Here is an 18,118-nt window from a genome sequence, read left to right as displayed (position 1 = left end):
TCAAGTGATAACAGTTAAAATAGAAAGGGTTGGATGAGAGTCCAGCCCTTTTTTGCACCTATCGGATCGTTTATGGAATCGCTTTACCCGCATTTTGCTCAAGTTCTCGACCGCTACTATCAATTAGGCACTAAGGTTGTCTTAGCGTTTAGCGGAGGAGTGGATTCACGTCTTTTACTCGAATTACTCAGTCGCTACCAACAAGCGCACTCTGTAGAGTGTCACGCTGTGTATGTGCACCATGGTTTAAGCTCGAATGCCGATAATTGGGCCGATAAATGCTTACTTTGGGCACAACAAGTGGGGATATCGTGCTCGATCGAGCGAGTGAGCTTAGACATCAGCAATGGTGAAAGTATTGAACTTCTTGCTCGTGAAGCTCGCTACCAAGCCTTAACTAAGTACATTCAAGAAGGCGATATACTGTTGACTGGTCAACATGCCGACGATCAAATAGAGACTTTTCTCCTTGCGCTTAAGCGCGGCAGCGGGCCTAAAGGGTTATCTTCGATGGCGGAGAGTATGCCGTTTTCTTGCGGATCTCTAGTTCGACCATTGCTTACTATCAAGCGGAAGACCATCGAAGACGCCGCTACTAAATTAGGCTTGGAGTGGGTGGAAGACGAAAGCAATAAAGATACCCGTTATGATCGTAACTTTCTTCGTCATTGTGTTATTCCTGAATTGTCTGGTCGCTGGCCGAGTATCCATCAAGCGGTTCAGCGCAGTGCAAGTTTATGTGCTCAACAAGAAGCGCTATTGGATGAACTATTGAGCGCGGTGTTTGAACGCGCTTTACAAACGGATCTAAGTTTGAGTATTGAAGAACTGGCTAAGCACAGTGGATTAGCGCGTGCGCGCTTGATTCGTATGTGGCTGTCTAAGCTTAATACTAGTATGCCGACTCAGGTACAACTCAATCTCATCTGGAATGAAGTCGCATTAGCTCAGCAAGATGCCAACCCCAAACTACAACTTAAACAAGGTGAAGTGCGCCGTTTTCGAAATTGTCTCTATTGGGTAACGGAAACGGCTGACGTCACTGAGTGGCAAAGTACGATTCAAGTTGATGCGACTTTGTCGCTGCCAGAGCGGCTAGGGGAGCTGACCTTAACGACGAGTTCTAGCAACGCAACGATTGCGCTTCCGAGTCAGCCAGAATTGCTTCGCGTGACCTTTAATCCGGAAGGCTTATCAGCGCATCCAACCACGCGTAATCACAGTCGAAAACTGAAGAAGTTGTTCCAAGAATACAATGTGCCAAGCTGGCTGCGTCGTCAAATTCCGATTTTGATGTATCAAGACCGAGTCGTTGCTGTGGCAGATCTGTTCGTTGATCAGGCATTTAATGGTCAAGATTGTGAACTTATTTGGCGCAGGTAATGAAAATTCATGCCACAATGTCGATTATAAAATATAAAAATCCTTAAATAATAATTAATTAGGTGAAGCAATGAAGAAAACAATCATGGGTGCAATGGTGGCGTTAACCATGTTCAGTGGGCAGGCTCTAGCTGCGGGAGATGCTGCAGCAGGTCAAGCAAAGTCGGGAGTATGCGCGGCGTGTCATGGCGCTGATGGTATTGCTGTCATTCCGGGTTACCCAAATCTGAAAGGGCAAAATGAGCAATATATTATCAGTTCAATTAAAGCTTATAAAAACAAAGAGCGAACAGGTGGGCTTGCTGCTGTGATGCAAGCTCAAGCTTCATTGTTGTCTGATGAAGATATCGCTAACCTAGCGGCTTACTACGCAAGTTTGAAGTAAACGCGAGTCTGAAAAAGCTTGGACGATTGGGCATTGAGCAGTCCTCATTGGGTTTTATCAACTCACGATATTCGCTATGTTAATTTGCTCAGCCTGGATTTTCGCTGGTGGATCAGAGACAAACATTGAATGTTGCGAAACGCTAAACGATAATAAGCGCAATCGATTGAAGCTTAAGGGATGAACATGAAAAAAATTGAAGCGATTATCAAGCCATTTAAACTGGATGATGTTCGAGAAGCGCTAGCTGAAGTTGGCATTACAGGGATGACTGTCTCTGAAGTGAAAGGTTTTGGTCGCCAAAAAGGTCACACAGAGCTTTACCGTGGTGCAGAGTATATGGTGGACTTTCTACCTAAAGTGAAGCTCGAAATCGTTGTAACGGAAGATGTGGCTGATAAATGCGTAGAGACAATCATTGAAACCGCGCAAACTGGTAAGATTGGTGATGGTAAAATATTCGTCACTGATATTGAGCGTGTGGTTCGTATTCGTACTGGTGAAGAAGACGAAGACGCGATCTAAGGTTTCTTGTCACCTGTTTCGTATTTATTATGCTAAAAGGGAGCCAAGTGGCTCCTTTTTTGTTGTTTGCTTATTAGTGAAATCATTTAACCCGAGATTGGTTGTTCTAGATTTCGGGTGCCTACATTCAGGTTTGTCGTATGTTTAAGCGTTTTTTTCTGGCGTTAGCTTTTCTCGTAATGGCGGTATTGGTTGGCTTCCAGGTTATTTTCACCGTACCAGATCAGCCGCAAATTATTACTCAAACAGGTACCGAGCTGACACAAGATATCAGGTGCATCGAATTTAGCGATTCAAAAGCTCTCGATCATGACGGCAAAATCAATGTGCTTGTCTGGAATATCTACAAACAGAACCGGGCTAATTGGCAACGTGCACTCGATGAGTTTTCTGCTGATAAGCAGTTACTGTTATTGCAAGAAGCCAGCATGACACCATCATTTAAACAGTGGTTGGTGGATGGTCGCTGGGTTAGTAATCAAGTGAGTGCTTTTAAGGCGCTGGGTAGCGGTGCCGGTGTAATTAGTATTGCTCAAGGGCAACCAGAAAAAGCCTGCGCTTACACCTCTAAAGAGCCGTGGCTTCGCTTACCTAAGTCTGCATTATATAGCCAGTATCACTTGAGTAATGGCGAGAAACTCGCAGTGGTGAATGTACATGCGATTAACTTCACCGTGGGTACAAAAGAGTATGTATCTCAGTTAACGGCGCTTGAAATGCTTTTAAAGCATCATGTGGGGCCAATTCTATTTGCTGGAGACTTCAATAGCTGGAGTGAATCTCGCGTTAATGCGATGAGGCAGGCCTTAAAGGCTGCGGACTTACAAGAGGTGACGTTCTTGCCGGATCATCGAGTCCAATTTATAACAGGGTTACCACTGGACCATGTGTTTTACCGAGGTCTGACGCTTAAGTACGCAAAAGCGCCGCAGAGCGACGCTTCCGATCATAACCCATTGTTATTGTCATTTACGTTAAATGACTAGCTTAGGTTACCACAATATAAAGTGCCCAAATAACGTAGAAGAATACCCATGGCAGGCTTGCAATCACCAAAGCTTGGCCACGTTCAAACTCCGTCCACGTCAGTACAACGCCGTAGCCGAGCACAATGTACCAAGGCAGAAGCAAAGGTAACGAGCTAGCGAAATGAGACCATTCGTTAGTAAGAGGCAGCTTTAATAGACCATTGAGGCTATTTAAATCGGCAGCGTAAGTCATTACCTGACCATGCTTGAGTAGCAAGCTCGCGTAGCTTGCTACATCGCCCAATACTGCTGGGAATAAGATAGCACACGATGCGGCAAACCATTTCCAGTAACCGTATTGTTGTTTGCTTGCCTTTGTTGCAAGAAAGAACCAAAGCGCGAGCAATAGTAAGGTGGCAAAGCGGTTGAATACATCATTGATGATCGCGCTTGCCATTAGCGTGTTTGGTTCTAATAGCTCAATCTGCTTCGGGTCGATTTGCTGAAATTGCGCAGCAAGTTGGTCACTGAGCCACGTGAAATCGACATTCGAAAAGTAAGCACCCCAGAATAAAAACGGACTAAGCATCAGGAAGATGAACGGTTGCCATCCCCATCCACCGCGTTGATAAAGCGCAAGAAAACAAGATGTTGGAGAACGAAAAATGTCCAACAGCATCACAAGTGGATTGCTTGATGGGTTCATACACTTACCTTCGTTACGTCAACGTACAACTTAAGCTTTTGACCTGGTTGTAAGTATTTTTTCTTGTGTAGTGAATTCCATTTCACGATGTCGTTCGTTTTTACTTTGAACTTGCTTGCAATGCCGCTAATAGTGTCGCCAGAGCGAACGTTGTAGAAAACGGTACGGATCACAGAGCCTTTGTCTGAGTCCTTCCAAATCACTAGCTTTTGACCCACACGCAATGGATCTTTAGGGCCCATACCATTCCATTTAGCTAACGATTTATACGACACTTTATTGTTACGTGCGATTGACCACAAACTTTCTCCAGACTGAACGACATGGGTGAGCTTGAGTTGACCACGAGCACGAGATTGAGTCTTGTTTAATCGGTTTTGTGCCGTTAATGCATATTTTGCATCGTCTTTTGTTGATGTCGGAATCAATAGGTATTGACCAATACGAATGTTGTTATTCGATAGGCCGTTGGCACGTCGAATGACTTTCGTGGTTGTGCCGTATTTATTAGCTAGCACGCTTAAAGAGTCACCAGATTTCACCTTGTAGCGAGCGACCTTCATCCCTTTACCGCGATTTTTCTCCACCTTGGTGAGAAAAGTCTCTTTTTTCTCTACGGGAATCAAAAGTTGGTGCGGCCCCTCAGGCGCTGTCGACCACTGGTTGTATGCTGGGTTGTAACTCTGCAACTCTTTTACGCTAATGCCGGCATAATCTGCGGCAATAGCCAGATCTAACTGCTCTTCTGGATCAACAAGCGTTAGAACAGGCTTGTTTGGAATTGCAGGAATATTAAGTCCGTACTTGTCTTGGTTTGCGATAACGTCAGCCAAGGCCAATAGCTTAGGAACGTAACTACTGGTCTCTTTTGGTAAGTCTAATGAGAAGAAATCGATAGGTTTACCGAGCTTTTTATTCTTACGAATTGCGCTAGAAACACGGCCACCACCGCTGTTATAAGCGGCGATTGCATGTTCCCAGTTACCATCAAAACGCTCGTTTAGTTGTACTAGGTAGTCCAGCGCTGCATCCGTTGCTGCTGCCACATCTCTGCGACCGTCATACCAGTAGTTTTGCTCTAGTCCCATCATTTTTCCGGTGCCAGGGACAAATTGCCACAACCCAGCCGCGCTACCATGTGAGTAGGCAAAGGCATCGAATGAACTTTCCACTACAGGAAGTAAAGCAAGCTCCATTGGAAGTCCGCGCTCTTCGATACGTTTTGTGATCATGTATAGAAAAGGAGTCGCACGCTTAGATACCGTGTAAAGGTGATTTGGGTGCTTTAAATACCACGTACGGTAGTAGTCCACTTTCTTGTGGTTTGGGATATCCATGTCCAGCTGCATGGCGATACGTTGCCACACATCTTCTTGTTCTTGGGGGGAGAGAACTTTAGGCGCGTCGTTAGCGGATTTTTTTGCTAGTGACGATTTATTGCCCGGTTGAGCTTTTACTGCATTTTGCTTTGCAGTCTGCTCAGATTTATTGGTTTCTGGTGTAGAAGACGTTGAATCTGACTGAGTCAATTGACAGCCAGATAATAACAACGCCAACGCCCAAGTATACTTCAAACGCATGGATTCAGCCTATTTAGGGCCTGTTTATCTTCACCTGCCTGTCGCGCAACGTAATGTGCGTGGCAGTCGCAAGATAATAGACATCTTTTAAACACTAACTAATTTATAGAGGCAAAGAGCTTCTAATTATGCAATGGGGAGAAATTCAAATAGATTTATATCAACCCCAAACGTAAGAGAAGCGCCAGTGGCGCTTCTCGAAAAATCAGTCCCTGATAATACTGGGGTCTTGCAAACTTACAAGCAGAAAATGGTTAAAATTCGTTCTTCCACTCGCGTAAAGCAGTAAAAACCGAGCATGGATCGCTATTTTTAATGCGACTAGCAACAGATTGAACCACGTCAGGGTTAGAGGTTCGCAAGAACGGATTAATCCACTTTTCTTTGCGTATTGTTGTTGGAAGTGTCGGAATGTTGAGTGCTCGCAGTCGGTTTACATCGTCGCGATATTGGCGAAGTTGCTCATTGTCAGGTTCAACCGCTAGAGCAAACGCCACGTTACTCGCCGTGTATTCATGTGCGCAGAAGACTTGAGTTTCTTCTGGTAGAGACGTTAGTTTGCTCAGTGATTCAAACATTTGCTCAGGCGTACCTTCAAAAATACGACCGCAGCCAGCAGAAAAGAGCACATCACCGCAAAACAGTTTTCCGTCCCCAACGTAACCGATATGGCCCAAAGTATGACCGGGTAACCCAAGTACTAAGAAAATCTCACCAAACAACTCTAGCTTGTCGCCTTCTTCCATTGGTGTCGTTAGGGTTGGAATTGGCTCTGATTTTGGGCCCACAACGGCGACGTTAGGAAATGCACGCACTAAGTCTGGAACGCCACCAATGTGATCGTTGTGGTGGTGCGTAATTAAAATCGCTTCTAAAGTTAATTCGTTAGCCTGCAGAAATTCTAATACTGGCTTCGCATCGCCCGGATCAACGACTGCGCAGCGCTTATCGCTATTTTGTATCAGCCAGATGTAATTATCATTAAATGCGGGTATGCTTTTGATCTCTAACACGATTCGTTCTCCGTCACCCATTTTAGTCAGGTGGTTAATGAAACCAGCACTCAGCAACAAAACTATACCACACCCGTCGACTTGGTCAGCAATGAACAACGGTCCGTGGGTGCTTGAGTCAATCCAGACCCGACTTGATGAATGGTGCCCGAAACTCTTCGGCTACCATATGCTCAAACTGGGCGGGTTGAGCTGTGAGCTAACCAGCTGTAATTGTAACATTCAACACCAAGTCAACGTAGATATCCAGAACCCGTTGCATAATGTGATTGCAGATGGTTACGAATTACCCTTTTTGGAAAAAAGCTTTGATGTTGTGATACTCGCTCATCAGCTCGACTATGCAAGCGATCCACACCGTTTGTTGCGTGAAGTCGATAGAGTGATGATGGATGATGGCTATGTAATTATTACTGGATTCAACCCATTAAGCTTGACTGGATTAGCGAGTTTGCTTCCATGGCGTAAACATAATTTGCCTTGGAGTGGACGAATGTTTACGTCGAACCGCATCAAAGATTGGTTAGGGTTACTTAATTATCAAGTGATTCATTGTGATCGTTATGCGCTGTTTCCGATGAAACGTTACCGTACGATGTGGACATGGTTGGAAAATAGTCTTGGTGATTGGGCATCACCCGCTGGGAGTTTGTATTACATAGTCGCGCGGAAACGGACATACCCTCTCAAGCCTATCAAACCGCATTGGCGCTTGAAGAAAAAGCTCACACCACTTGGGGTGATGAATCGAGAGGGTAACACTATGAGGAAAGAATCTCGCTAAGAGGGTTGGTAACCTGTATCTTCCTCAGTTGGGTTTTCTGCAGCAGTCCGGGCTAGCTCATCACACATTTCGTTCTCACGATGGCCCGCGTGGCCTTTTACCCAATGCCATTCAACTTGATGGCGTGCGGTTTCTTTGTCTAGAGCTTGCCATAAATCGGCATTTTTCACGGGTTTTTTATCCGCTGTTTTCCAACCACGCTTCTTCCAGTTATGGATCCACTGAGTAATACCTTGGCGCACATATTGGCTGTCAGTCGTTAAAGTGACTTTACAAGGTTGTTTTAACGTCTGTAGCGCGACGACAGCCGCCAACATTTCCATGCGGTTGTTGGTAGTTAACGTATAGCCTTTGGAAAGTGTCTTTTCTACGTCTTTGTAACGCAATACTATGCCGTAACCACCTGGTCCTGGGTTACCTAAACAAGAACCGTCAGTGAAAATCTCAACGTGTTTGGTCATATTTTTTGGTACTATTAGCCGAAACATTTAATAAAGCATAGTCTGACATACATAACCTTATGAATACCAGCAGCAATTCTGAATATAACCGCATTGTCGTTCTCGATACCGAAACCACAGGTATGAACCGCGAGGGTGGTCCTCACTACATGGGACACCGCATTATTGAAATCGGTGCCGTGGAGATCATCAACCGTAAGCTGACTGGTCGTCACTTCCACGTTTATTTAAAACCCGATCGTGAAATCCAACCAGAAGCGGTTGAAGTTCACGGTATTACGGATGAATTCTTGGTTGATAAACCGGAATACGCGAGCGTGCACCAAGAGTTTCTTGAGTTTATTAAAGGCGCAGAACTTGTTGCCCACAACGCGCCCTTCGATACCGGCTTTATGGATTACGAGTTTGGCATGCTCGATCCTAACATCGGCAAAACGGACGACTACTGCAAGGTGACCGACACCCTTGCTATGGCGAAGAAAATCTTCCCTGGTAAGCGAAACAACCTTGATATCTTATGTGAACGTTACGGTATTGATAACTCGCACCGTACTCTCCACGGAGCTTTGCTCGATGCGGAGATTCTAGCCGACGTTTACCTCTTTATGACGGGTGGTCAAACGAGTCTAGAATTTAACGCGAATAAACAAGAGGGTGGAGTAGAAACCATTCGTCGTATTGAAGGAAGAAAAGCGCTAAAGGTTTTGCGCGCAAGTGCCGATGAACTAGAAGCTCACCAAAAAAGATTAGAGTTGGTGAACGACTGTATTTGGCATCAATAGGAGAAGCTATGTTGAGGGCTTTGTTGGTCGCGTTTTTAGCGATATGGAGTAGTCTCTCGAGTGCTGCGAGTGAATCTACAATGTCTTTATTAGACAATCGCTTTCGAGTTGATCCAACCATCGAGCAGATCACGTTTTTGGTTTATCGTGAGCAAAGTTCTCAGCCAGTTGTTTTAGTCCGTCCTGACGGTAAAAAATACTATGCTTGGGGCTCTTACGACAATGTACGTTGGTATCAAGAAGCCTCACTCGATATTATTTCCGTTGATAACCCTATGCCAGGTCCATGGCAGGCTGTGGGGAAAGTTACGCCTAAAAATAACATCCGCTTAATTTCTCACCTAAAGCTCAGTACGGATCTGTTCCCAAACCGATTATATAATGGGGAAGCGCTTAAGTTTACAGCTCGCCTGACCTCCGACGGCAAACCTCTTGTATTGCGCGACTTCCTTGATCGCGTGAATCTGCGCGTGACATTTACCAAGTTTGTCGAAAATGAAGATGAGCTGATCAAAGAAGCTCGTCCAGTGCCGATGGTTGTGGGTGAGTTTTCTGATGACGGCCGCGGCTTGGATGAAAAAGCAGGGGATGGAGTGTTCACGGTTCAGCTCCCAATAGACGTTGAGCCTGGTAAGTACCGCGCTCGCATCACGTCTGGCAATGGCGTATTCTTACGAGCGCAAGAACAAGTCATCTTGGTTTATCCGAACCCAATCTCTCGTACTTTTATTCAGGCTCGTAATCACGATAAGCCACACCAATTAGTGGTGAGTGGCGAGCAAGGTATGATTGCACCAGGCTCTATTGCAGTCACAGTGAAAAAGGACGCTCCCGATGGTTTCATTAGTTACAGCCAAGGACAGGTCTCTAAAGATGGAATGAGAGTTACGTTGGACCTCAATAACGATGCTGAGCTTGGTAAGTACGCATGGCGCGGCGAGATCTTTGCCACTGATTTTGCAACCCAGCGTCCGTTGGTGTTTCCTATTCCAGAGCAAACTTTCAGTGTTGTTGATGAAGTTGATCTAGAAGCTGCTCGAATTGCAAAAGAAGCTGAATTAGCCGAGCAGCGCCGTATTGAAATGGAAAAGCAAATTATCGCTGAGCGGGAGGCTGAGCGTAAGCGCAGCATGATTATTATCGCGGTAGGTAACTTGATAATGCTGCTGATTGTGATCATTGCATGGATAGTTTGGCGCAAAATTAAAGCGAAGCGCGATGCCATGCCAGAGATGCAATTAGAAGTACCAAAGAAATAGTAGTAACACACACATAAAGCGAGAAACGGAGCCAATCGGCTCCGTTTTTTTTCAAGTTACCAAATTGGAAGAAGAAAAATGGATAAATTATGAATATTTAAGTTTACTGTACTCAAATATATGTTTTGGATTTTATATAAATAATATATCATTTTTACTTTCTAAATTGGTTGCATTTTTTATGTGACTAACTTTCAAAATAATCAATTAAAGATAAAGAAATAATGAATAAAATTTTAGCTTTTTTTTGTGCAGTGATAATTGTAGGTTGCTCTTCTATTGATAATGGTATTAATAATCCAGATGCGGGAAGTAATAATTTAAAATCACTTGATACCTTCACTTTTGATCCCTTAAGTAAAATCCAAAAAGTAGAAATACCAACTTATTATGATGGCTTGTTTGATACAGCAAGACCCTATTTAGATGAAAAGTACCCTTACACTTATGTCAGTAAACCTCAAGCATACATAATTGATGACGAGATTATTTCTTTTGCTCCCTGGTTTCCTGTGGAAGGAAGGTTTACGGTTTTTCCAACCGCTCACTATATAGTTATAACTCAAGAAACCGAGAGTGGCTTAGTCTCCGCACGATTTAATCATGAACAAGTAATTAAGCTGTTAAGTGAAGAGTATAAAATTACTGAGCATACAAGTCCGTTTTTTCATTATGTTCTAGAGGTTTCTCCAAGTGAACAAGCCAATTTTGTAGAAGATATCCATAAAAAATTGAGTAGACTTCCTTCAGAATAAGGATTGCTGGTTGAATTTTGATCAATAAAGTCAGGGGTTCTGGCTTTATTGATTGCATGGAGTTCTATTTATATTGATTTGGGCTTTGTAATAGGTAGTACGCCATAATAACAAGAGCCGATCTTGTAGGGTTTCTGGATAAATATTCAGCTGTGCGTGATAAATAAGAATAAGTAAACGCGAGGTCTCTGATGAAATACAAAAAGCGTCAGAAGTATAAATACACTCTCCATTCTGAAGAAAAGATTGAGACTCACATTTCAGTGAGTAACGCGTATGACAGCCCTTTTCTTAGTTTGTCCAAACAAGGCGTGTTAACGATTAAAAAGGGCTATGCATGGGATGGAGCGAGTGGGCCAGCGTTAGACACAAAAAACATTATGAAAGCTTCTTTAGTGCATGATGCTCTTTACCAACTCATGAGGGAAGAGGTGTTGCCACAAAGTGCTCGAAAGCATGCGGATACGTTGTTGAGAGAAACATGTTTAGAAAAAGGAATGTCTAGCTTCAGAGCAACTTATATCTATTATGGCGTCAGAGTTGTCGGTGGCTTCTTTTCTAGACCTGATACTTTGTGTGCTTAATGGGAACATCTTTCCAACGTTTAACTGTTTATTCATACAGTTTGGTTATGTAAGCTCCAAGGTGATACAAAGGAGTAGTACATAATGACAATAAGATATGATGAGCATGTGCCAAGCCCGAAAGAATACTGTGATATGCGTATCAAAGCCGGGCTATCACCCAAATCGTTGAAAGCTGCTGAAATTGGTCTACCCAATTCGTTATATGGCGTATCTGTTCGGGATGAAGGAAAGCTCATTGCAATGGGTCGGGTTGTTGGTGACGGGGCGTGTAACTTCGAAATTGTCGACGTTGCCGTTGACTCTGATTATCAAGGTAACGGTTTAGGTAGAAAAGTCATGGAATACATCGACGGTTATCTTTCTTCTGTTGCACTTGAAGGCTCTTACGTTTCTATGATTGCTGATGAACCGGTCTTTTACGAAAAGCTTGGTTATAGGCTGGTGGCTCCTAAAAGCCAAGGGATGACAAAAAAGTTTAAGCCAAAGGCATAACACGTATTCAGCTGTGAAGATAAGCACTAGAAAACAGGAGTTTAATTTCCTGTTTTCTATATTAAATTTCTATTTAAGCCACTTCTGGAATTGGTTTGGGTGGCTGCTCTAAATCAGGCTCTTTTTGAACAGTAGGAATTTGTCCCTCACCCACAGCACTGATGTAACAGCCACTAAGTTTAATGGCAAGGTACATATCAGCTCGCAGTAAGATGCCTCCTTCACTGGTGCTGATACCAGTAAGCTCACACCATTGACGAAGACGTCGTTTCCTTCCTGCGAGGATTAAGCGTACGCCTCTCTTTTTCAAAGTATTGTGAATATCTGCCAGTGTTGCCATCACACTGAGATCCAAGTGAGTAAAGCTCGACACGGCGTCGATGACAACGCAACTTGCGTCTTTGTGATGCTCTGCCTGCTCTAACACTCTACGTTTAAAGTAAGGAGCATTGAAGTAAGTTAGCGGTGAGTTAAAGCGGTAAATCACCATTCCAGGAATAGGCGAAGCTTTTCCTGAGTCGTCGATGGTCCGAATGGTGCCTTTTTCATCCAAGCCAAGTAGCTGATCACTCGGCCGCATGACAATCCGTAAAAATTGAAACAGCCCTAGCAATACCGCCAAAGTGATCCCCGGTATTACACCCACGATCAACACAGAAATAAAAGTAATGATGGCCAGATAAAATGCATCTTTGTCACGAGATTTTAATTTCCAAATTGCTTTAAGATCGAGCAGCGATAGGGACGCAATGATCAATACAACACCAAGTGAAGCGATAGGGATGAACTGTAAAGGCTCGTAAATAAATACCGCAATAATGGCAATGGTGATTGCAGAGACAATCGAAACTAATTGAGATTTACCACCATTTGCATCATTAACGGCTGTGCGTGAGTCAGCGCCGCTTATCGCGAAACCTTGTGAAAACGCTGAGGCAATGTTGGCAAAACCCAACGCCTGAAACTCTTTATTTGCATCAATATCATAACCGTTTTTAGCCGCGAAACTGCGGGCGGTGAGCATCATGCTAACAAAACTGACAATCGCAAGGTTGAGCGCCGGGACCACTAGTTCACGGACTTCACCTAGCTCAAACTCCGGTGTTTGAAACTGAGGGAAGCCACCTTGAGTGAGTCCGACAACCGATACGCCCATCTCTTGTAAATGGAAAAACCAAACTGACGCAGTAGTTACGAGGATCGCCAGCATGGCAGCAGGCCAAGTTGGTCGGTAGCGTTTGGTGAGCAAATAAACGACAACTGTCACGATACTCAGAGTTACAGTAGGCCAATGAAGATCGGTTAATCGTTGTGGAGCTTCCCATAAACGTTCCAGTAAATAACGTTGCTCGTATTTCAAACCGACTACTTTCGCAAACTGACCAACGATAATTGTGAGAGCAACACCGTTGAGTAGACCCAAAAGAATCGGACGAGAAAGGAAATCTGCAAATACCCCTAGCTTGAAACGACTTGCCAGTACACACCAAATCCCCGTCATCGCTGTCATGGTCATAACCAACTGCCAATGTTTTGTGGGGTCACCTGCGGCAAGTGGTGTCACAACAGCAGCAATCACTGCACAGGTTGCTGCATCGGGTCCGACAATGAGTTGTCGAGATGTGCCCATCATGGCGTAAACCAACATTGGCAGTACACACGAATACAGACCGACAATTGCGGATACACCAGTTAATTGTGCGTAAGCTATGGCAACTGGCAGTGCAACCGCGACAACAGAAAAGGCGGCTCTAAAGTCGTTAACAAACCATTCTTTTTGATAATGCTTAAGCTGAACAAGCCCTGGGAACCACTGTGCGAGTAATATTTTAGCCAACGGATTTACCATATATGTGAGTGAGTTACTTAAAGTATACACCGCTTAGTTGGAACGTCTGTGAGTTAGTTATCACTGGAAATCGGGGGAAAGATTGGAGTGCGAGGATTTTATTGCGCAGGGGGGCTTTGTAGTGTGAGGTGTTATGAATCCGATTCTGGAAGCAATAAAAAACGGGAGCTGATACTCCCGTTTGTGGTCTCAGATTCTAGAGTTACGCGACACTATCCATCTGAGGGTATAGCGGCTTTGCGGCAAGCAGTTCCGGCTCAAAATCGTCAACGTTGATTGTATCTAGACGATGCTGTTCCGCTTCTCTGAGTAGATCGGCTTCTTCTTGCGTGATAAAGCCTTGCTCTAGCCCTTCCTGAGCAATCATATCCAAACGTAAGAATGGGCGACGCTTACCTTGCGCTTTACATACTTTGTCAAACACAGGCTCAGCTTGAAGAATGACTGATAGTGCAAGCTCAATCTTACCTGCTGCGTTGTGCTCGGTTGGTTCAAGGTATTGACCGCGACCAATGCGTGAGCGCGTTGCACTTGGCGTTTGTAGAATGCGTGCCACTTTACTGTCTAGTTTATCGCTTGGTGCTTTGCGTACGCGACCAAATGGCATGATTAATACGCGTAGCGCACGGCCAATTACTTTGTTCGGGAAGTTTGCTAAGAATTCATCTACTGCCACTTCCGCTTGTTTCAAACTGTCTTGTAGACCCCAGTGTACTAATGGTAAATCTTCGACTGGACGGCCATCTTGCTCAAAACGTTTCAACGTCGCAGAGCTCAAATATAGCTGGCTTAGAATGTCACCAAGACGTGCTGATAGACGCTCTTTACGCTTCAAAGAGCCACCTAGCACTGCCATTGAGATATCCGATAGCAGAGCAAGGTTTGCACTGTAACGGTTCAATTGTTGGTAGTAACGCTTGGTTGCATCTTTGGTTGGTGATGAAGAGCCCAGACCGTCGCTCAAACCAAACCAGATACTGCGCACTAGGTTACTCATTGTAAAGCTCACGTGACCAGCAAGCGCTTTATCAAATTTCTCGACAGCATTACTTGCTTCAGAATACGCCGCGTTCATTTCTTCAAGAACGTACGGATGGCAACGGATTGCGCCTTGGCCAAAGATGATCATTGAGCGTGTTAGAATGTTAGCACCCTCAACCGTTACCGCGATTGGCGCACCTTGGTAACCACGAGCTAGGAAGTTAGAAGGTCCCATACAGATACCTTTACCGCCTACGATGTCCATTGCATCGATGATGCTTTGCTGGCCGCGGTGCGTACAGTGATACTTCACGATAGCTGAGATTACTGAAGGCTTTTCACCTAAGTCGATACCCGCAACGGTTAAGTTGCTTGCTGCATCCATCACGTAAGCATTACCACCCAAGCGTGCTAATGGTTCTTCAACCCCTTCCATATGGCCGATAGGCTGTTTGAACTGACGGCGAATACGTGAGTAAGCACCGGTTGCCATTGCCGCAGTTTTGATGCCACCTGTTGAGTTTGAAGGTAGCGTGATACCACGTCCAACCGACAGACACTCAACCAGCATACGCCAACCTTGGCCCGCCATTTTTTCGCCACCGATAATGAAATCGATAGGAACAAAGATGTCTTTACCGCGCGTTGGACCATTTTGGAATGGCACATTGAGTGGGAAGTGTCGGTTACCAATCTCAACACCTTTGACATCAGTTGGGATAAGCGCACAAGTGATGCCAAGATCTTCTTTGTCGCCTAGCAAACCTTCAGGGTCGCGAAGTTTAAATGCTAAGCCTAGTACCGTTGCGACTGGCGCTAGGGTGATGTAGCGCTTGTTCCAAGTCAGGCGCATACCCAGTACTTCTTTTCCTTCCCATTCGCCTTTACAGACCACACCGTAATCTGGAATAGAGCCTGCGTCAGAACCCGCTTCTGGGCTCGTTAAGGCGAAACAAGGGATTTCCTTACCTTCAGCTAGACGCGGTAAGTAATGATTTTTTTGATCTTCAGTACCGTAGTGTTGCAGTAGCTCACCTGGGCCCAAAGAGTTAGGAACACCAACGGTAGACGATAGAACGCCAGAAACACCCGTTAGTTTTTGTAGTACTAGTGATTGCGCGTATGCTGAGAATTCCAGACCACCGTACTTTTTCTTAATGATCATGGCGAAGAACTTATGATCTTTCAGGTATTGCCAAACTTCTGGCGGTAAGTCCGCGAGTTCATGGGTCACTTGGAAATCACTCACCATGGCGCACACTTCATTCACAGGGCCGTCTAAAAAGGCTTGTTCTTCCGCACTTAACTTAGGTGCTTGAATCGCGTGTAGCTTTTGCCACTCTGGTTTGCCTTTAAACAGTTCGGCTTCCCACCAGACGGTACCTGCGTCTAACGCTTCTTTTTCGGTTTGAGACATAGCTGGCAGCACTTTCTTGAAAAGTACTAACGCTTTGCGGCTAATTAAAGACTGACGTACGCCAGGAACCGCGAGCACAGCTGCGGCGAGAACGTAAATAGCCCAACCAATAACGCCGACAGTTCCTGCTACTGTAAGAGCCAGCATGGCCGCGGTGAGTAAGCTAATAGATTTCACGAGAGACATGCGGTGGTAGAGCGTAATGCCTAGCACGATCGCCATCGTGATGATTGAGAGCAAGATGTCCATATATATTTTCCTTTTCAGACTTTATAAGTTTTGTACGTCTGCATGTTAGGTAAGAGGTCTAACCAGTTGGTTTAAGTGTAATCAAAATATTAAGGAAATGTAAAACATAAGATTGGATAAAAAGTGATCTAAGTAGAGTTAAAATTCTAAAGTTGAGATTTGAGTGATGGTTTCATGAGCAAGTTGACAAGTTTATTACCATCACTAATCTAAATCTGTTGGTTCACTATCGACACTAATTCTCGTTTGTGGGTAAACTCAGAGTAATCAAACCCGAGTTCAGGTTTATGAAATGTCCGATACCAAATTGGTATCAGAACAATTTGCTCAGTGAGTCTAGAGCTGACTGAAGCCGAAATAATAAAGAGAACGTCTTATGTACCATGATCTGATTAGAAGTGAATTAAACGAAGCTGCTGAAGTGCTCAACAAATTTTTAAGCGATGACCATAACATTGCGCAAATCGAAGCAGCGGCGAAAATGATTGCTGACTCATTCAAGCAAGATGGTAAAGTATTGTCATGTGGTAACGGTGGTTCTCACTGTGATTCAATGCACTTTGCCGAAGAGCTAACAGGCCGTTACCGAGAAAATCGTCCTGGCTATGCTGGTATTGCTATTTCAGATCCAAGCCACCTTTCTTGTGTGAGTAATGACTTTGGTTATGACTTCGTGTTTTCACGTTATGTAGAAGCGGTTGGTCGAAAAGGTGACGTACTGTTTGGTCTGTCGACTTCAGGTAACTCAGGTAACATCCTGAAAGCGATTGAAGCAGCACAAGCGAAAGGCATGAAGACGATTGCGCTAACAGGTAAAGATGGCGGCAAAATGGCAGGCCTTGCAGATATTGAAATCCGCGTGCCACACTTTGGTTATGCAGACCGCATTCAGGAAATTCATATTAAGATTATTCATATCATCATTCAGTTGATCGAAAAAGAGATGGAATAATCGTTTACGGCCACCGTTTCGAGCTGTGTTGTTAGGGAGTTTTTTAAACCATGTGTGAATTGCTCGGTATGAGCGCTAATGTTCCAACGGATATTTGTTTCAGTTTTACTGGGCTCATGCAGCGTGGAGGTCGAACCGGCCCACACCGTGACGGATGGGGGATCACCTTCTACGAAGGGAAGGGCTTTCGAACCTTCAAAGATCCCAAGCCAAGTTGTGAGTCTAAAATTGCAGAGTTGGTACAAAATTATCCCATCAAAAGTCGTGCGGTCGTTAGTCATATCCGACAGGCGAATCGTGGTGGTGTTAATTTAGAAAATACTCATCCCTTTACACGTGAGCTGTGGGGTAGGTATTGGACGTTTGCGCATAACGGTCAGCTCTCTGGCTATCAAGACTTGCATACAGGTCGACATCGACCTGTCGGTGAAACAGATAGTGAACTGGCATTTTGCTGGTTATTGAAGCAAATGGAAGATCGATATCCTGAGCCACCAAAGGATATGGAGTCGGTATTCTTATATGTTGCTAAATGTTGTGATGAGCTAAGAGAGAAGGGTGTATTTAACATGCTTCTGAGTGATGGTGAGTATGTAATGACGTATTGCACCAATCATTTGTATTGGATCACAAGACGCGCACCGTTTGGAAAAGCCGCGTTGCTTGATGAAGATGTGGAAATTAACTTCCAAGAAGAAACAACGCCACACGATATCGTTTCTGTGATTGCAACTCAACCTTTGACGGGCAACGAAGCTTGGCAGCGTATGAAACCTGGCGAATACGGCTTGTTTCACCTAGGTGAACTAGTCAAAAATAATGCCTCTGAACTGGTAAATGTGCCGTTTGCGGCGGCTAAGCCGGGCAATCAAGCGCCAACCGAACCGTTAGAGTGATGGTCTCTTACTCTGAATGACCCGTCCTGATATGGGTTGACACTTTTTAACTAAAACGCTCGATGTACTTCATCGGGCGTTTTGTATTTTAAAG

The 18,118-nt window shown here is 44.6% G+C and carries 18 protein-coding genes; 12 read left to right on the top strand and 6 right to left on the bottom strand.

The features are described from left to right. Positions 1 to 72 precede the first annotated feature (72 nt). The 4 genes from tilS (at position 73) to R7P69_RS19080 (ending at position 3,279) form a co-directional block, all read left to right on the top strand. Positions 73 to 1,383 (top strand): tRNA lysidine(34) synthetase TilS, encoded by a 1,311-nt coding sequence (gene tilS, locus R7P69_RS19095; protein WP_238952084.1) that lies wholly within the window; start codon positions 73 to 75, stop codon positions 1,381 to 1,383. A gap of 70 nt (positions 1,384 to 1,453) precedes the next feature. Next, positions 1,454 to 1,768, top strand: a complete 315-nt coding sequence (locus R7P69_RS19090; RefSeq protein WP_017636043.1) for a c-type cytochrome — start codon at positions 1,454 to 1,456, stop codon at positions 1,766 to 1,768. 186 nt (positions 1,769 to 1,954) lie between these two features. Then, complete coding sequence (gene glnB / locus R7P69_RS19085; RefSeq protein WP_005380372.1) at positions 1,955 to 2,293, top strand: nitrogen regulatory protein P-II; 339 nt, start codon at positions 1,955 to 1,957, stop codon at positions 2,291 to 2,293. 140 nt (positions 2,294 to 2,433) lie between these two features. Beyond that, positions 2,434 to 3,279, top strand: coding sequence for an endonuclease/exonuclease/phosphatase family protein (locus R7P69_RS19080; RefSeq protein WP_033905505.1), 846 nt, complete (start codon positions 2,434 to 2,436; stop codon positions 3,277 to 3,279). A gap of 1 nt (position 3,280) precedes the next feature. Here the strand turns inward: R7P69_RS19080 and R7P69_RS19075 are convergent, their stop codons facing one another. The 3 genes from R7P69_RS19075 to gloB all read right to left on the bottom strand — a co-directional run bounded on the left by R7P69_RS19075 (position 3,281) and on the right by gloB (position 6,560). After that, a complete protein-coding gene (locus tag R7P69_RS19075; RefSeq protein ID WP_005380375.1) occupies positions 3,281 to 3,967 on the bottom strand; it encodes a YIP1 family protein in 687 nt (228 codons plus the stop codon). Beyond that, positions 3,964 to 5,547, bottom strand: coding sequence for a LysM peptidoglycan-binding domain-containing protein (locus R7P69_RS19070; protein ID WP_017820746.1), 1,584 nt, complete (start codon positions 5,545 to 5,547; stop codon positions 3,964 to 3,966). Before R7P69_RS19070 ends, R7P69_RS19075 begins: the two co-directional genes overlap by 4 nt. A 254-nt stretch (positions 5,548 to 5,801) precedes the next feature. Continuing rightward, a complete protein-coding gene (gene gloB, locus R7P69_RS19065) occupies positions 5,802 to 6,560 on the bottom strand; it encodes a hydroxyacylglutathione hydrolase (RefSeq protein ID WP_005380380.1) in 759 nt (252 codons plus the stop codon). A gap of 37 nt (positions 6,561 to 6,597) precedes the next feature. Here gloB and R7P69_RS19060 point away from each other — a divergent pair, with 37 nt between their 5' ends. Continuing rightward, positions 6,598 to 7,344 (top strand): class I SAM-dependent methyltransferase, encoded by a 747-nt coding sequence (locus R7P69_RS19060; RefSeq protein WP_017636046.1) that lies wholly within the window; start codon positions 6,598 to 6,600, stop codon positions 7,342 to 7,344. Here the strand turns inward: R7P69_RS19060 and rnhA are convergent. Further along, positions 7,341 to 7,805 carry a ribonuclease HI gene (gene rnhA, locus R7P69_RS19055; protein ID WP_005380384.1) on the bottom strand — a complete coding sequence of 155 codons (465 nt, stop codon included), beginning with the start codon at positions 7,803 to 7,805 and terminating at the stop codon, positions 7,341 to 7,343. The genes R7P69_RS19060 and rnhA overlap by 4 nt on opposite strands. Before the next feature lie 59 nt (positions 7,806 to 7,864). On the opposite strand from rnhA, the gene dnaQ reads away from it, so the two are divergent. The 5 genes from dnaQ (at position 7,865) to R7P69_RS19030 (ending at position 11,680) form a co-directional block, all read left to right on the top strand. Further along, a complete protein-coding gene (gene dnaQ, locus R7P69_RS19050) occupies positions 7,865 to 8,587 on the top strand; it encodes a DNA polymerase III subunit epsilon (RefSeq protein ID WP_005380385.1) in 723 nt (240 codons plus the stop codon). A gap of 8 nt (positions 8,588 to 8,595) precedes the next feature. Then, positions 8,596 to 9,846, top strand: a complete 1,251-nt coding sequence (locus R7P69_RS19045) for a TIGR03503 family protein (protein ID WP_258488848.1) — start codon at positions 8,596 to 8,598, stop codon at positions 9,844 to 9,846. Positions 9,847 to 10,070: 224 nt separating this feature from the next. After that, complete coding sequence (locus R7P69_RS19040; RefSeq protein ID WP_031780222.1) at positions 10,071 to 10,601, top strand: hypothetical protein; 531 nt, start codon at positions 10,071 to 10,073, stop codon at positions 10,599 to 10,601. Between the two features lie 191 nt (positions 10,602 to 10,792). Then, positions 10,793 to 11,185, top strand: a complete 393-nt coding sequence (locus tag R7P69_RS19035) for a DUF1353 domain-containing protein (protein ID WP_017633769.1) — start codon at positions 10,793 to 10,795, stop codon at positions 11,183 to 11,185. A gap of 84 nt (positions 11,186 to 11,269) precedes the next feature. Beyond that, entirely contained in the window at positions 11,270 to 11,680 is a 411-nt protein-coding gene (locus R7P69_RS19030) for a GNAT family N-acetyltransferase (RefSeq protein ID WP_238952082.1), read from the top strand. Positions 11,681 to 11,753: 73 nt separating this feature from the next. Here R7P69_RS19030 and R7P69_RS19025 read toward each other — a convergent pair whose 3' ends face one another. Together R7P69_RS19025 and fadE are read right to left on the bottom strand one after the other, a co-directional pair. After that, positions 11,754 to 13,529 (bottom strand): SulP family inorganic anion transporter, encoded by a 1,776-nt coding sequence (locus R7P69_RS19025; RefSeq protein WP_238952081.1) that lies wholly within the window; start codon positions 13,527 to 13,529, stop codon positions 11,754 to 11,756. 202 nt (positions 13,530 to 13,731) lie between these two features. Beyond that, entirely contained in the window at positions 13,732 to 16,176 is a 2,445-nt protein-coding gene (gene fadE, locus R7P69_RS19020; RefSeq protein ID WP_005385392.1) for an acyl-CoA dehydrogenase FadE, read from the bottom strand. A gap of 376 nt (positions 16,177 to 16,552) precedes the next feature. Here fadE and lpcA point away from each other — a divergent pair, with 376 nt between their 5' ends. Together lpcA and R7P69_RS19010 are read left to right on the top strand one after the other, a co-directional pair. Beyond that, positions 16,553 to 17,128: a D-sedoheptulose 7-phosphate isomerase gene (gene lpcA, locus R7P69_RS19015; protein ID WP_005380392.1), complete on the top strand. Its 576-nt coding sequence runs from the start codon at positions 16,553 to 16,555 to the stop codon at positions 17,126 to 17,128. A 50-nt stretch (positions 17,129 to 17,178) separates the two neighbouring features. Beyond that, the gene (locus R7P69_RS19010) at positions 17,179 to 18,024 is read left to right on the top strand and encodes a class II glutamine amidotransferase (protein ID WP_005380394.1); all 846 of its coding nucleotides are present in this window, start codon (positions 17,179 to 17,181) and stop codon (positions 18,022 to 18,024) included. Positions 18,025 to 18,118 lie beyond the last annotated feature (94 nt).

The organism is Vibrio sp. 661, assembly GCF_033339315.1.
GTDB classification, from domain to species: domain Bacteria; phylum Pseudomonadota; class Gammaproteobacteria; order Enterobacterales; family Vibrionaceae; genus Vibrio; species Vibrio alginolyticus.
Note: the sequence above shows the minus strand (reverse complement) of the source record. Positions and strands in the feature narration are given on the sequence as shown.

Excerpts from the sequence above, each read along its gene's own strand:
- tilS (WP_238952084.1), top strand. The coding sequence starts at position 73 with ATGGAATCGCTTTACCCGCATTTTGCTCAAGTTCTCGACCGCTACTAT.
- R7P69_RS19090 (WP_017636043.1), top strand. The coding sequence starts at position 1,454 with ATGAAGAAAACAATCATGGGTGCAATGGTGGCGTTAACCATGTTCAGT.
- glnB (WP_005380372.1), top strand. The coding sequence starts at position 1,955 with ATGAAAAAAATTGAAGCGATTATCAAGCCATTTAAACTGGATGATGTT.
- R7P69_RS19080 (WP_033905505.1), top strand. The coding sequence starts at position 2,434 with ATGTTTAAGCGTTTTTTTCTGGCGTTAGCTTTTCTCGTAATGGCGGTA.
- R7P69_RS19075 (WP_005380375.1), bottom strand. The coding sequence starts at position 3,967 with ATGAACCCATCAAGCAATCCACTTGTGATGCTGTTGGACATTTTTCGT.
- R7P69_RS19070 (WP_017820746.1), bottom strand. The coding sequence starts at position 5,547 with ATGCGTTTGAAGTATACTTGGGCGTTGGCGTTGTTATTATCTGGCTGT.
- R7P69_RS19060 (WP_017636046.1), top strand. The coding sequence starts at position 6,598 with ATGAAACCAGCACTCAGCAACAAAACTATACCACACCCGTCGACTTGG.
- rnhA (WP_005380384.1), bottom strand. The coding sequence starts at position 7,805 with ATGACCAAACACGTTGAGATTTTCACTGACGGTTCTTGTTTAGGTAAC.
- dnaQ (WP_005380385.1), top strand. The coding sequence starts at position 7,865 with ATGAATACCAGCAGCAATTCTGAATATAACCGCATTGTCGTTCTCGAT.
- R7P69_RS19045 (WP_258488848.1), top strand. The coding sequence starts at position 8,596 with ATGTTGAGGGCTTTGTTGGTCGCGTTTTTAGCGATATGGAGTAGTCTC.
- R7P69_RS19040 (WP_031780222.1), top strand. The coding sequence starts at position 10,071 with ATGAATAAAATTTTAGCTTTTTTTTGTGCAGTGATAATTGTAGGTTGC.
- R7P69_RS19035 (WP_017633769.1), top strand. The coding sequence starts at position 10,793 with ATGAAATACAAAAAGCGTCAGAAGTATAAATACACTCTCCATTCTGAA.
- R7P69_RS19030 (WP_238952082.1), top strand. The coding sequence starts at position 11,270 with ATGACAATAAGATATGATGAGCATGTGCCAAGCCCGAAAGAATACTGT.
- R7P69_RS19025 (WP_238952081.1), bottom strand. The coding sequence starts at position 13,529 with ATGGTAAATCCGTTGGCTAAAATATTACTCGCACAGTGGTTCCCAGGG.
- fadE (WP_005385392.1), bottom strand. The coding sequence starts at position 16,176 with ATGGACATCTTGCTCTCAATCATCACGATGGCGATCGTGCTAGGCATT.
- lpcA (WP_005380392.1), top strand. The coding sequence starts at position 16,553 with ATGTACCATGATCTGATTAGAAGTGAATTAAACGAAGCTGCTGAAGTG.
- R7P69_RS19010 (WP_005380394.1), top strand. The coding sequence starts at position 17,179 with ATGTGTGAATTGCTCGGTATGAGCGCTAATGTTCCAACGGATATTTGT.